Source organism: Pseudomonas sp. RHF3.3-3, assembly GCF_048069595.1.
GTDB lineage: Bacteria > Pseudomonadota > Gammaproteobacteria > Pseudomonadales > Pseudomonadaceae > Aquipseudomonas > Aquipseudomonas fuscovaginae_B.
Window position 1 is genome coordinate 6,814,925 of the sequence record NZ_CP182250.1, and the last position, 13,175, is coordinate 6,828,099.

13 protein-coding genes are annotated in these 13,175 nt (G+C 63.9%); 3 read left to right on the top strand and 10 right to left on the bottom strand.

From position 1 onward, the window contains the following. Nucleotides 1-33: 33 nt before the first annotated feature. The 3 genes from ACMGT0_RS30065 to ACMGT0_RS30075 all read right to left on the bottom strand — a co-directional run bounded on the left by ACMGT0_RS30065 (nt 34) and on the right by ACMGT0_RS30075 (nt 2,785). The gene (locus ACMGT0_RS30065; protein WP_416770893.1) at nt 34-1,005 is read right to left on the bottom strand and encodes a thymidylate synthase; all 972 of its coding nucleotides are present in this window, start codon (nt 1,003-1,005) and stop codon (nt 34-36) included. A gap of 48 nt (nt 1,006-1,053) precedes the next feature. Further along, on the bottom strand, nt 1,054-1,875 hold the full coding sequence (lgt, locus tag ACMGT0_RS30070) for a prolipoprotein diacylglyceryl transferase (RefSeq protein WP_054058652.1): 822 nt from the start codon (nt 1,873-1,875) through the stop codon (nt 1,054-1,056). A 127-nt stretch (nt 1,876-2,002) separates the two neighbouring features. Next, on the bottom strand, nt 2,003-2,785 hold the full coding sequence (locus ACMGT0_RS30075) for a sulfite exporter TauE/SafE family protein (protein WP_054058651.1): 783 nt from the start codon (nt 2,783-2,785) through the stop codon (nt 2,003-2,005). A 109-nt stretch (nt 2,786-2,894) separates the two neighbouring features. Here ACMGT0_RS30075 and ACMGT0_RS30080 point away from each other — a divergent pair, with 109 nt between their 5' ends. Then, the gene (locus tag ACMGT0_RS30080; RefSeq protein ID WP_416770895.1) at nt 2,895-3,641 is read left to right on the top strand and encodes an NRDE family protein; all 747 of its coding nucleotides are present in this window, start codon (nt 2,895-2,897) and stop codon (nt 3,639-3,641) included. Between the two features lie 163 nt (nt 3,642-3,804). Here the strand turns inward: ACMGT0_RS30080 and ptsP are convergent, their stop codons facing one another. Further along, entirely contained in the window at nt 3,805-6,078 is a 2,274-nt protein-coding gene (gene ptsP, locus ACMGT0_RS30085; protein ID WP_054058649.1) for a phosphoenolpyruvate--protein phosphotransferase, read from the bottom strand. Between the two features lie 21 nt (nt 6,079-6,099). Then, nucleotides 6,100-6,579 (bottom strand): RNA pyrophosphohydrolase, encoded by a 480-nt coding sequence (locus ACMGT0_RS30090; RefSeq protein ID WP_026145062.1) that lies wholly within the window; start codon nt 6,577-6,579, stop codon nt 6,100-6,102. A gap of 143 nt (nt 6,580-6,722) precedes the next feature. Here ACMGT0_RS30090 and ACMGT0_RS30095 point away from each other — a divergent pair, with 143 nt between their 5' ends. Next, nucleotides 6,723-7,379, top strand: a complete 657-nt coding sequence (locus ACMGT0_RS30095) for an HAD family hydrolase (RefSeq protein WP_054058648.1) — start codon at nt 6,723-6,725, stop codon at nt 7,377-7,379. Nucleotides 7,380-7,527: 148 nt separating this feature from the next. Here the strand turns inward: ACMGT0_RS30095 and ACMGT0_RS30100 are convergent, their stop codons facing one another. From ACMGT0_RS30100 to ilvA, 4 genes are read right to left on the bottom strand one after another with little or no spacing between them, the layout of a single operon-like run. Beyond that, complete coding sequence (locus ACMGT0_RS30100; protein WP_416770898.1) at nt 7,528-7,995, bottom strand: DUF2269 family protein; 468 nt, start codon at nt 7,993-7,995, stop codon at nt 7,528-7,530. Continuing rightward, on the bottom strand, nt 7,992-9,248 hold the full coding sequence (locus ACMGT0_RS30105; protein WP_416770899.1) for an SDR family oxidoreductase: 1,257 nt from the start codon (nt 9,246-9,248) through the stop codon (nt 7,992-7,994). Before ACMGT0_RS30105 ends, ACMGT0_RS30100 begins: the two co-directional genes overlap by 4 nt. A 16-nt stretch (nt 9,249-9,264) precedes the next feature. Next, the gene (locus ACMGT0_RS30110; protein ID WP_054058646.1) at nt 9,265-9,693 is read right to left on the bottom strand and encodes a DUF2269 family protein; all 429 of its coding nucleotides are present in this window, start codon (nt 9,691-9,693) and stop codon (nt 9,265-9,267) included. Between the two features lie 54 nt (nt 9,694-9,747). Continuing rightward, nucleotides 9,748-11,262 carry a threonine ammonia-lyase, biosynthetic gene (gene ilvA, locus ACMGT0_RS30115; protein WP_054058645.1) on the bottom strand — a complete coding sequence of 505 codons (1,515 nt, stop codon included), beginning with the start codon at nt 11,260-11,262 and terminating at the stop codon, nt 9,748-9,750. 159 nt (nt 11,263-11,421) lie between these two features. Between ilvA and rpiA the strand changes: the two genes are divergently transcribed. Further along, the gene (rpiA, locus tag ACMGT0_RS30120; protein ID WP_416770900.1) at nt 11,422-12,093 is read left to right on the top strand and encodes a ribose-5-phosphate isomerase RpiA; all 672 of its coding nucleotides are present in this window, start codon (nt 11,422-11,424) and stop codon (nt 12,091-12,093) included. A gap of 64 nt (nt 12,094-12,157) precedes the next feature. On the opposite strand, the gene ACMGT0_RS30125 is transcribed toward rpiA, so the two are convergent. After that, nucleotides 12,158-13,069: an SdiA-regulated domain-containing protein gene (locus tag ACMGT0_RS30125; protein WP_273823297.1), complete on the bottom strand. Its 912-nt coding sequence runs from the start codon at nt 13,067-13,069 to the stop codon at nt 12,158-12,160. Nucleotides 13,070-13,175 lie beyond the last annotated feature (106 nt).

The window sequence follows — 13,175 nt, forward strand, 5'->3', positions numbered from 1 at the left end:
ACAGGGAGCGCCAGCCGCAAAGCCAGGCGCTGCTTAGACCGCCATCGGCGCCGTCAGGGGCGCATGGTGCTGATAGCCTTCCAGGCTGAAGTCGCTCGGTTCGACCCTCTCCAGCCATTCCGGCTCGTACTTGCCGGTCCTGACGAACTCCGGCACCCGCTCGGCAATCACCAGCTTCGGCATCGGGAACGGCTCGCGGGCGAGCTGTTCGTTGAGCATGTCCAGGTGGTTTTCATACACATGGGCATCGCCGATGAAATAGGTGAACCAGCGCGGCGTGTAGCCGGTCAGGCGGCCGATCAGGCTCAGCAGGGCCGCGCCCTCGGTCAGGTTGAACGGCGTACCCAGGCCCAGGTCATTGGAGCGGATATAGAGGGTCAGGGAGATTTCCTTCGTCTCGACATTCGGGTGGAACTGGTACAGCAGGTGGCACGGCGGCAGGGCCATTTCATCCAGTTGCGCGCAGTTCCAGCCGTGGAACAGGATGCGCCGGCTGCCCGGGTCCTTGATGATGGTGTCGACGCACTGGCGTACCTGGTCGATCGCCTTGTACAGCACCACATAGGACTGGCCGTCCTCCTCGCCCTGGGCGATCTGCCGGTAGCCCTGGGCCAGGGTCTGGTCGATGGCCGCGCGATTGCTCGTCGGAATCTGCTTGTAGGCCGGCCACTTGCGCCACTGCACGCCGTAGATCTCACCGAGGTCGTCATCGCCCTGGCGGAACGGGTTGGCCAGCCACTGGGCGTTCTCGTTGGCGTTCTGGTCCCAGACCTTGCAACCCAACGCACGGAACTCGGCGGCGTTGTTCACCCCGCGCAGAAAGCCGCACATCTCGCCGATGGCGGACTTGAAGGCCAGCTTGCGGGTGGTGATCGCCGGGAAACCTTCCTTGAGGTCGTAACGCAGCATCGCGCCGGGAAAGCTGATGGTGTTCACACCGGTACGGTTGGCCTGCTTGGTGCCGTTCTTGATGACATGGGCGACCAGATCGAGATATTGCTTCATGAGTTACCTGCATCCTTGAATACGGGGCCCGCGGGCCCCGATTCGAATTTAAAGCGCGGCGTCTTTCGTTGCCGGAGTGGTCGGGTTGCGGCGATAGGCGAACCACAACAGTGCCAGGCCACCGATGATCATCGGCAGGCTGAGAATCTGCCCCATGGTCACCCAGCCGAATGCCAGATAGCCAAGCTGCGCATCCGGCACCCGGACGAACTCGACGATAAAACGGAAGATCCCGTAGAACAACGCGAACATGCCGGAAACCGCCATGGTCGGCCGCGGCTTGCGTGAGAACAGCCAGAGGATGATGAACAGTGCCACACCCTCGAGGGCGAACTGGTACAACTGCGACGGATGGCGTGGCAACTGCGCCGGGTCGCTGAACGGCGGGAACACCATCGCCCACGGCACGTCGCTCGGCTTGCCCCACAGTTCGGCGTTGATGAAGTTGCCGATCCGCCCGGCGCCCAGGCCGATCGGGACCATCGGTGCGACGAAGTCCATCAGTTCGAAGAACGACTTGCCGTTACGCCGGCCGAACCACCAGGCCGCCAGCATCACGCCGATGAAGCCGCCATGGAAGGCCATGCCGCCCTTCCAGACCTCGAAGATCAGCATCGGATTGGCAATGTAGGCCGGCAGATCGTAGAACAGCACGTAACCCAGGCGCCCGCCGACGATCACGCCCATGGCCAGCCAGAACACCATGTCGGAGAGTTTCTCCTTGGTCCAGGTCGGGTCGAAACGGTTCAGGCGCCGGGAGGCCAGCAGCCACGCACCGCCAATGCCGACCAGGTACATCAGGCCGTACCAGTGGATTTTCAGCGGGCCGATGGCGACGGCCACCGGGTCGATCTGCGGGTAAGGCAGCATTGCGACTCCTTGGTAGAGTAGAAAATTCGGGGCCCGTTCACCCAGGCGGTAAGCGGGCCAGCGGGTCATGATGAAGACCCGCGATTAAGCCAATATTGCGCCCGGTCCGCTGAACCGGGCCTGAGGTTCAGATCAGGAACTTCATCCCGACACAGAACAATAGCCCGGCAAACAGTCGCTTGAGCAGCAACGGCGAAAGCCTGTGCGCCAGTTGCACACCGAAGCGGGCAAAAAACATACTGGTCAGGGCAATGCCGAGCAAGGCCGGCAGATAGATGAAGCCCAGGCTGTGCTCCGGCAGCAAGGGGTCATGCCAGCCCAGCAGCATGAAGCTGATAGCGCTGGCCACGGCGATCGGCAGGCCACAGGCCGACGAGGTCGCCACCGCCTGCTGCATCGGCAGGCTGCGCCAGGTCAGGAACGGCACGGTCAGCGAACCGCCACCGATGCCGAAAATCGCCGAAGCCCAGCCGATCACCACACCCGCCAGGCCCAGGCCGGCCTTGCCGGGAATCTCCCGACGACTCTTGGGCTTGAGGTCCAGCGCCATCTGCACGGAGACGATCAGGGCGAAAACGCCGATGATCTTCTGCAGGTTCGGCCCGGCAATCGCCTTGGCCGTCAGTGCCCCGAGTCCCGAGCCGAGCAGGATACCCACGGCCATCCAGGCGAAGATCGGCCAGCGTACCGCGCCCCGCCGATGATGACCGCGAATGGTGTTGATCGACGTGAAAATGATGGTGGCCAGGGAAGTGCCGACCGCCAGGTGCGTCAGGATCGAACTGTCGAACCCCTGCAGGGTGAAGCTGAACACCAGCACCGGGACGATGATGATCCCGCCACCGACGCCGAACAGCCCGGCCAGTACGCCCGCACAGGCACCCAGCAGCAAATAGAGCAGAAATTCCATGCAACCCCCGAAACAAGTCCGGCATGGTAACGGATGCATGCCGCTCGTCTCTACTGGATGACGAACGGCACCCTGCGTAAAGTGTGGGAAACCACAGAGGGATCACCTGATGTGCCTGATTGTCTTCGCCTGGCGCCCGGGCCATGCCCAGCCGCTGATCGTTGCGGCCAACCGCGACGAGTTCTACGCCCGGCCGAGCCTGCCGCTGGGGCAGTGGCCGGAAAACCCGCAAGTCTACGCCGGACGCGACCTGGAAGCCGGCGGGACCTGGCTGGGCGTCGGCGCCCGGCGGCGCTTCGCCGCGCTGACCAATATCCGTAATCCGCATCAGCCGCCGGCACGCCGCTCACGAGGCGAGCTGGTGGCGCGATTTCTCGGCGCAAACACCCCGATTGCCGATTATCTCCAGGATATCGTCGCACGATCACCGGAGTACGCCGGTTTCAACCTGCTGCTGGGCGATGCCGAGGAACTCTGGCACTTCAATTCCCATGAAGGGCAGCCACGTCGACTGCCGGAGGGGATCTACGGCTTGTCGAATGCCGGACTCGACACGCCATGGCCGAAACTGCTGAAGGCCAGGGCGGCACTGGAGCAGGCACTGGAACGGCCCTCGCCGGAAAATCTGCTGGCCCTGCTGGCCGATCCGACCATCGCGCCATTCGTCGAACTGCCGGATACCGGCGTGGGCCTGGCGACCGAGAGCCTGTTGTCGAGCATATTCATCGCCAGCCCCAGCTACGGCACGCGGGCGAGCACGGCGCTGATCGTCGGGGCTGATGGCACGCGGCATCTGGTCGAACGCAGCTTCGGCCCCCATGGCGGGCATCTGGGCGAGGTGGAGTTGACGGTCTGAGGGGACGCGGAGTATCCCGGGATGCCTGCCCACGCGGAGCGTGGGCAGGATCGGAGCGGGCCACGGAGTGCGGGGATGATCGAGATGGGTTGCGAAGACTGATCGTTCCCACGCTCCGCGCGGGAATGCCGCCAGTGACGCTCCGCGTCACACCTACCGATGATCAGTGCTTGACCACCGGATTGGCCATCCGCCCCAGCCCGAGGTTCTTCAGGGCCAATTGCAGGGTGCTGTGGATAACTTGCGGGTTGTCGATGGTCATCACCTGGGCCAGCAATTCCTGCGACTTGCTCAGGCTGATCTGGCGCAGCATCCATTTCACCTTCGGCAGGTTGGTGGCGTTCATCGACAGGCTGTCGAAGCCCATCGCCATCAACAGCACCGCCGCCGCCGGATCGCCCGCCATCTCGCCGCAGATGCTCACCGGCTTGCCTTCGGCATGGGCATCGCGCACCACGTTCTGCAGGGCCTGCAGCACCGCCGGGTGCAGGTAATCGTACAGGTCGGCGACCCGTGGGTTGTTGCGGTCGACGGCCAGCAGGTACTGGGTCAGGTCGTTGGAGCCGACCGAGAGGAAATCCACCTGACGCGCCAGTTCGCGGGTCTGGTACACCGCCGCCGGAATCTCGACCATCACCCCCACCGGCGGCATCGGCACGTCAGTGCCTTCGTCGCGCACTTCGCCCCAGGCCCTGTGGATAAGATGCAGTGCTTCTTCCACCTCGTGGGTGCCGGAGATCATCGGCAGCAGGATACGCAGGTTGTTCAGGCCTTCACTGGCCTTGAGCATGGCCCGGGTCTGCACCAGGAAGATTTCCGGGTGGTCGAGTGTCACGCGAATGCCGCGCCAGCCGAGGAACGGGTTGTCCTCGACGATCGGGAAGTACGACAGCGACTTGTCACCACCGACGTCCAGGCTGCGCATGGTCACCGGCTGCGGATGGAACGCCGAAAGCTGCTCGCGGTAGATCGCCAGCTGTTCCTTCTCGCTCGGGAAGCGCTGGTTGATCATGAACGGCACTTCGGTGCGGTACAGGCCCACGCCTTCCGCGCCACGCTGTTGCGCGCGGGCGACGTCGGCGAGCAGGCCGGTGTTGACCCACAGCGGCATGCGGTGGCCATCGGTGGTCACGCAAGGCAGTTCGCGCAGGGCATCGAGGCCCTGGGACAGCTGGCGCTCCTCCTCCACCACGCTGACGTACTGCTTGCGCAGCAACTCGCCGGGGTTGGTGAAGACTTCGCCGCGGGCGCCGTCGACGATCAGCTCGATGCCATCGACCTTGGAATACGGCAGGTCGACCAGGCCCATCACCGTCGGGATGCCCATGGCCCGGGCCAGGATCGCGACGTGGGAGTTACCCGAACCGAGCACCGACACCAGGCCGACCAGGTTGCCTTCCGGCACCTCGCCGAGCATGGTCGCGGTCAGTTCCTCACTGACCAGGATGGTGTTCTTCGGGTAGACCATGTTCTGCTGGCGCTCGGACTGCAGGTAGGCCAGCAGGCGGCGACCCAGGTCCTTGACGTCCGAGGCGCGCTCGCGCAGGTAGTCGTCATCCATCAGTTCGAAGCGGTTGACGTGATCGGTGACCACCTGGCGCAAGGCGCCCTGGGCCCACTGACCGGTCTTGATGACGTTGGTGACTTCGCTGCCCAGCGAGGCATCGTCGAGCATCATCAGGTAGACGTCGAACAACGCCCGTTCTTCCGGCCGCAACTGGGTGGCCAGCTTGGCCGACAGGGTGCGCATGTCGTTGCGCACGCCCTCGATGGCCGTCTTGAACAGCGCCAGCTCGGCGTCGATATCGGTGATGGCCTTGTCCGGCACCACGTCCAGGTCAGCTGGCGGCAACATGACCACCGCGGTACCGACCGCCGCGCCCGGCGAGCCCGGCACGCCGACGAACTTGGTTTCCTGGATGCCCTTACCTTCACGGCCCAGGCCACGGATGGAGCCGGTCGCCTCGGCATGGGCGATAACCCCGGCCAGCTGGGCGCTCATGGTCACCAGGAAGGCTTCTTCGCCCTCGTCGAACTGGCGACGTTCCTTCTGCTGGATGACCAACACGCCGACGACGCGACGGTGGTGGATGATGGGCGCGCCGAGGAATGACGCGTAACGCTCCTCGCCGGTCTCGGCGAAGTAGCGATAGCGTGGGTGATCGGCGGCATTTTCGAGGTTCAGCGGTTCCTCGCGCGTGCCGACCAGGCCGACCAGGCCCTCGTTCGGCGCCATGCTGACCTTGCCGATGGAGCGTTTGTTCAGGCCTTCGGTGGCCATCAGTACGAAGCGATTGGTCTCGGGGTCGAGCAAGTAGACCGAGCAGACCTGGCTGCCCATGGCCTCTTTGACGCGCAAGACAATAATCCCCAACGCCGTCTTGAGATCCTTGGCGGAGTTAACTTCCTGGACGATCTTGCGCAGCGTATTGAGCATGGCTCGGGGTCGAACTCCGTGTCAGTCGCGCGTTAAAAGGCGCGGGGCAAGCTCTTTGAGCGCGCGACGATAAACCTCGCGCTTGAATGTCACCACCTGGCCCAACGGGTACCAATAGCTGACCCAGCGCCAGCCATCGAACTCCGGTTTACCGGTCAGATCCATCCGCACCCGCTGCTCGTTGGACAGCAGGCGCAGGAGAAACCATTTCTGCTTCTGGCCGATGCACAGCGGTTGGCTGTGGGTACGCACCAGACGTTGCGGCAAACGATAGCGCAACCAGCCCCGGGTACAGGCCAGAATTTGCACATCCTCTCGTTCCAGGCCGACTTCTTCGTTCAATTCGCGGTACAAGGCCTCTTCAGGCGTCTCGTCAGGATTGATCCCACCTTGCGGAAACTGCCATGCATCTTGATTGATGCGCCGGGCCCATAAGACCTGACCAGCATCATTCGTCAGAATTATCCCGACATTAGGACGGAAACCATCGGGGTCGATCACGGCAACCACCTCGTAAACGCATGTCATCGCATTGTTCCACAAAGGTTGTGAAAGCAGCAACGCACCGCCATACCTTATGTGCACTCTTGTGAAAAGACCGTATTCTGATCGCCTTTTTACAGGCTTTTCAGCGAGTAACTGCAATGCGTCTGGCTTTATTCGACTTGGACAACACACTTTTGGGCGGCGACAGCGACCACGCCTGGGGCGATTACCTGTGCGAACGGGGTATTCTCGACCCGGTGGCCTACAAAACCCGCAACGACGAGTTCTATCAGGACTACCTGGCCGGCAAGCTGGACAACGCCGAGTACCTGAACTTCTGCCTGGAAATTCTCGGTCGCACCGAGAGGGCGCAACTGGATGAATGGCACCGCGACTACATGCGCGACTGCATCGAGCCGATCGTCCTGCCCAAGGCCCTGGAACTGCTGGCCCGGCATCGCGATGCCGGCGACAAGCTGGTCATCATCACCGCGACCAACCGTTTCGTGACCGGACCGATTGCCGCACGCCTGGGCGTCGAGACCCTGATCGCCACCGAGTGTGAAATGATCGACGGCCGCTACACCGGGCGCAGCACCGACGTGCCGTGCTTTCGCGAAGGCAAGGTGACGCGCCTGAACCGCTGGCTGGAAGAGACCGGGCACAGCCTGCAGGACAGCTACTTCTACAGCGATTCGATGAACGATCTGCCATTGCTGGAGCAGGTGAGCAATCCGGTGGCGGTGGACCCGGACCCGAACCTGCGGGCCGAGGCCGAGCGGCGTGGCTGGCCAGTGATCAGCCTGCGCGGCTGACCCCCTGGAGCCAGGCAAGACCTGGCGGCCTCTTCGCGGGCAAGCCCTGCTCCTACAGGACCGTGTCGTACACAAGAGCCCAGTACGCCTCGAATCTGTAGGAGCAGGGCTTGCCCGCGAAGAGGCCCGCAAGAGCACCACAAGACGCTCAGACCGGCTTGGCCACCATCAGGTAGAAAATCGCCATGAACGCCAGGAACGCCGGCCAACCCAGCGCAAACCACCAGCGCATGTATGTCTGCGCCTTCAGCGGCATTGGCGCCCCCTCTCGCAGTGCCTGATCGGCCATCCTGTGCACGCGGATCTGCAGCCACACCACCGGCAACCAGCAGATCCCCGCCAGCACGAACAAGCCCATGCTCCACAGCAGCCAGCCCTGGGTCAGCGGCCAGCCCGCCAGGTGCGCCAGCCCCAGGCCGCTCAACGGCTGGAACACCGCCGTGGTGGTGGTGAAGGCCCAATCGGCGAACACCAGATGGCGGAACGTTACGGCGATCACCTCGACCCTGCCGGTACGCCAGGCACGCAAGGCGTAATAGGCGGAGCCGGCGCCGAGGCCGAAGAGAATGGTGGAAGACAGGATATGCAGGGTCTTGAGTATCAGGTAGGCGCTCATCGACGCGGTTCAGTCCATAACAGCCAAAGAGTCGCGACCATCAGCACCAGGTTCTTGGCGACGGCAGCGTAGGGGTCAAACCAGTAGTGCGGCAGCACCAGGGTGATGATCAGGGTGTAGCCGGCCATCAGCAGCAACTGGGCCTGCAACGCCCGGCGGCGCCAGCGCCGCAGCAGCATGCCCAACCCGAGCAGGGCATCGCACAACGAACCGAGCCACACGGCGAAACGCGCAGCCTCGCCCGTCACGCCGGATTCGGCCATGATCCGCAGGCTCCAGTCGTAACCCGGCCCCAGACAGACCGCGGCCGTGCCGAACCAGATCAGCAGCATCACCGCCAGCATCAGTGGGCGCAGGGCCGCCTGGACGCTTTGCGCGGCGTTCGGCCAGTCGACCAGATGGGTCGCCAACGGCGCCGCCCGGTAGCCGCACAGCGCCCCCAGCAATTCGGGATCGGCGACATTGTCGCGCCGGGCCATGCGCAGGCACTGGCGATTCCACGCCAGCCAACCCAGGCGCTCGCCACACCAGGCACCTGCCGTCGCCAGCCATGAGGGGATTCTCAGGTAACGTGCCGGCGCCCAGCCCTGGGCCGCGCGCAGGTGATCAAGCAGTTGCGCCACGGTCAAGGCTTGCGGCCCGACCAACGGCAGCACCCGCGAGGAAGACGGCCAGTGCCGCAACAACGCCAGCACCGCACCGGACAAGTCATCGATATGCACCGGCTGCAAGCGGGCCTCAAGATCGAGCAGGGGAATCAGCGGCCAGGGCGACAGGCGCGTCAACCAGCCACTGCTCGTCCCGCCCGCGCCCACCAGCAACGACGGCCGCAACACCACAGCGGATACGCCCAGTTCCATCAGGTGGGCATCGGCTGCCGCCTTGCTGGCCAGGAAAGGCACGTCCGGCTGCTCGCCGGCGCCCAACGCGGAAATATGCAGGACCCGCAGCCCCCGCGCCGCCGCCAGGTCGAACAGCGCCCGCGTGCCGCGATCCTGGGTGCGCTGCAAGGCTTGGCGATCGACACTCATCAGGCCCGCCGCGTTGATCAGCAGATCGACGCCCGGGGGGATCACGAAGTGCTGGGGATCGCTGGCCAGCAGATCCAGATCGAGAACCTGCCACTCGACTTCGGACAAATCCCGGGAATGGCGACGCCGGCTGGTAGCGATCACCTCATGACCGTTGGCGGTCAGCGCGGCAAGCAGGTGGCGACCCACGAAACCCGTGGCCCCCACCAGAAGAACTTTCATGACGATCCCTGGCGGACTAAACCGGTTTGGCGCCCATCAGGGCAGCGATCCCGACGAAACACAGCGTACTGAAGATTGCCAGCGTCAGCGTGAATTTCCAACGGCCGCCCGCCTCGCCCCGGCGCAGGCGATTGAGCCGCACCACGAGCCAGGCCCAGGCCAGGCAACCGAAAGTGTAGAGCACGCTGGAGCCGAGCAGCCAGGTCTGGCCCAGCGGGAAACCACCCAGGTGCACCAGCCACCAGCCGCTGACCGGCTGCACCACCAGGCACAGGGCCATCAGCCACCAGGCCAGTACCCAGGGCATCTTCAGGACCCGCCCCGGGATTGCCAGGTCGCCGGCCCGGCGCCCGCGCCAGAACCAGAGGGCCACGGCCAGCATGCTGCCCAGAAGCAGCACCGTAACCGTGCTGTGCAGCACTTTCAGGGCGGTGAAGGTTTCCATCTCGCTCTTTTTCCTTGGTGGTTGCCCATCAGCGTAGCAGTCATCCGCCCCGTTTCAGCCCAGAAACAGGCGATAGGCCGGGTTGTCGCTTTCATCCCAGTACGGGTAGCCGATTTCCGCCAACGCGGCGGGAACCAGGTGCCGCTCCTCGCTCGGCACCTGCAGGCCGGCAACCACCCGTCCATCGGCCGCGCCATGGTTGCGATAGTGGAACATCGAGATGTTCCAGCGCCCGCCGAGCTTGTTGAGGAAGTTGAACAGCGCCCCCGGACGCTCCGGGAACTCGAAGCGCAACACCATTTCGTCGCTGACCCGTGCCGCATGGCCGCCCACCATGTGGCGGATATGCAGCTTGGCCAGTTCGTTGTCGGTCATGTCCAGCACCGGGAAACCCTGGCTGGTCAGGCTTTCGATCAGCACATTGCGCGGGTCGCTGTCGGGGTGAGTCTGCACGCCGACGAAGATGTGCGCTTCGCTGCCGGTGTGGTAGCGATAGTTGAATTCGGTGATCTGGCGCTTGCCGATGGCCTCGCAGAACGCCTTGAAGCTGCCCGGCTGCTCGGGAATGGTCACGGCGATGATCGCCTCGCGGCCTTCACCCAGCTCGGCGCGCTCGGCGACATGGCGCAGGCGGTCGAAGTTGACGTTGGCGCCGGAGTCGATGGCCACCAGGGTCTGCCCGCTGACCTTGCGCTGCTCGACGTACTTCTTGATCCCGGCGGCGCCCAGCGCGCCGGCCGGCTCGGTGATCGAACGGGTATCATCGTAGATGTCCTTGATCGCCGCACAGATCTCGTCGGTGCTGACGGTGATCACCTCATCGACATGGTCCTTGCAGATATCGAAGGTGTGCTGGCCGATCTGGGCCACGGCGACGCCATCGGCGAAGATCCCCACCGAAGGCAGCACCACCCGTTCACCGGCGGCCATGGCCTGTTGCAGGCAGTTGGAGTCGTCCGGTTCGACACCGATCACCTTGATCTCCGGGCGCAGGTACTTCACGTAGGCCGCGATCCCGGCGATCAGCCCGCCACCACCGACCGGCACGAAGATCGCGTCCAACTGCCCGGGGTGCTGGCGCAGGATTTCCATTGCCACGGTGCCCTGCCCGGCAATGGTGTGGGGATCGTCGTAGGGGTGAATGTAGACGTAGCCCTTTTCCTCGACCAGTTTCAACGAGTAGGCCAGTGCTTCCGGGAAGGAGTCGCCATGCAACACCACCTTGCCGCCACGGGAACGCACGCCCTCGACCTTGATTTCCGGCGTGGTCTTGGGCATCACGATCGTCGCCTTGACCCCCAGCACCTTGGCCGCCAGGGCCAGACCCTGGGCATGGTTGCCCGCTGACGCGGTGACCACGCCACGGGCGCGCTCGGCATCGCTGAGCTGGGTCAGCTTGTTGTAGGCGCCGCGAATCTTGAAGGAAAACACCGGCTGCAGGTCCTCGCGCTTGAGCAGGACCTGGTTGCCCAGCCGCTCGGAAAGCTGGCGGGCGCTCTGCAACGGGGTTTCCACGGCGACGTCGTAGACGCGCGAGGTGAGGATCTTCTTGACGTACTGTTCGAGCATCGGAAAGCATCACTGGCGGGTTGGGCAGGGACCGAGGAGTCTAACCCAGCGCTCGCGGCAACGACCACAGGGTTCCTGAGGTTTTGATCGCCCCTTTTGCCGGCCCGACGCTTATAATGCCGGCCTTTCGCTCACACCTTGCCCGCTTCCGGAGCCCGCATGACCCAGGATCAACTCAAACAGGCGGTGGCCCAGGCCGCTGTCGACTTCATCCTTCCCAAGCTCGATGAGAAAAGCATCGTCGGCGTGGGCACCGGCTCCACCGCCAACTGCTTCATCGACGCCCTGGCCAGGCACAAGAGCGCCTTCGATGGCGCGGTCGCCAGCTCCGAGGCCACTGCGGCGCGACTCAAGGGCCATGGCATTCCGGTGTACGAACTCAATACCGTCAGCGAGCTGGAGTTCTACATCGACGGCGCCGATGAAAGCGACGCGCACCTGAACCTGATCAAGGGCGGCGGCGCGGCCCTGACCCGCGAGAAGATCGTCGCGGCCGTGGCCAAGACCTTCATCTGCATCGCCGACGGCAGCAAGCTGGTGCCGGTGCTCGGCGCGTTCCCGCTGCCGGTGGAAGTGATCCCGATGGCCCGCAGCCATGTGGCGCGCCAGTTGGTGAAACTCGGCGGCGACCCGGTGTATCGCGAAGGTGTGGTGACCGATAACGGCAACATCATCCTCGATGTGCACAACCTGCAGATCACCAACCCGGTGGAGCTGGAAACGCAGATCAACGCGATCGTCGGCGTGGTCACCAACGGCCTGTTCGCGGCGCGCCCGGCGGACCTGCTGCTGCTGGGCACCCATGAAGGCGTGAAGACGCTCAAGGCCTGAGTTGGCAGGAGCAGACGCGCAGCCCGGGCTGCGCGTCATCGTTCATCACCAGCAAGCCCGGGGTTTACTCTGTAGTGCGCTTGAAGACGTAGAACAGATTCGGCTCGCTGATCAGGTACAGCGTCCCCTCATCATCCATGGCAATGCCTTCGGCCTGAGGCACGCTGGCGCCGAGCCCCTGCTGGCCCTTGAGCAACGACAGGCTGCCGACTGGACGCCCATCGACATCGAGCTCCAATACCAGCCGCGACTCATCGGAGAGCGCCAGCAGATGCCCGCTGCGCTCGTCGAACTGCAGGCTGGAAAGATCACGCACGAAAAGTCGGGCGTCGCGGCGAGGATTGCTGGCCACATGCACGGCGGATGATTGCGCAGGTTCAGGGTAGGGAAAACCATGGATCTCGTAGATCAGCAGGGGATCGCGCTCCTTGGCCACGAACAGTCGCCTGCCGACCGAGTCGTAGGCCAGCCCCTCGAAGCCCTTGTTCCCCGGCAGATTCACACCGAGGGTCAGTTGCTCGGCGTCGGCCGCATCGAGAAACCGCGTGCCGTCACCCAGGCGAACCTTGATCAGCCGCTGGCCGCGCTCATCGGTGATGACGTAGGTATCGGCGCTGATGAATTCGATGGCCTCGGGATCACCGAAGCCACGCAACGGAATACGCCGCAGGATACGCCCATCGAGCGACAGCTCGATCAATTCGGCATTCTTGTTGGTCACGGTGAACAGGCTTTTTCTGACGGGGTCGAAGGTCAGGGCAGAAACATCGTCCTCCAACCCGTCGATCGCCTGCGCCTCGATGACCACACGGTAATCCGCCAGGCCAATGCTTGCCTCGCTCGGTTGCCACCAGGCATGCCAGTTGAACCAGGCCCGTTCGAACAGCCGATAATGCTGGCCGACGAATCCCATCAATAGCAGAGCACAGAGACCAACCCACGGGATCAGGGAGTTCAGGCGCAAAGTCTGATACATGTGTGCAAGCTCGAAGACAGGACCGGTGACGAATTAACCACGACGGCATGAATTCAAGCTTAATCCTGCGACACCACGCTTGCCCCAGGCGCTTGCTGCGCTGAGA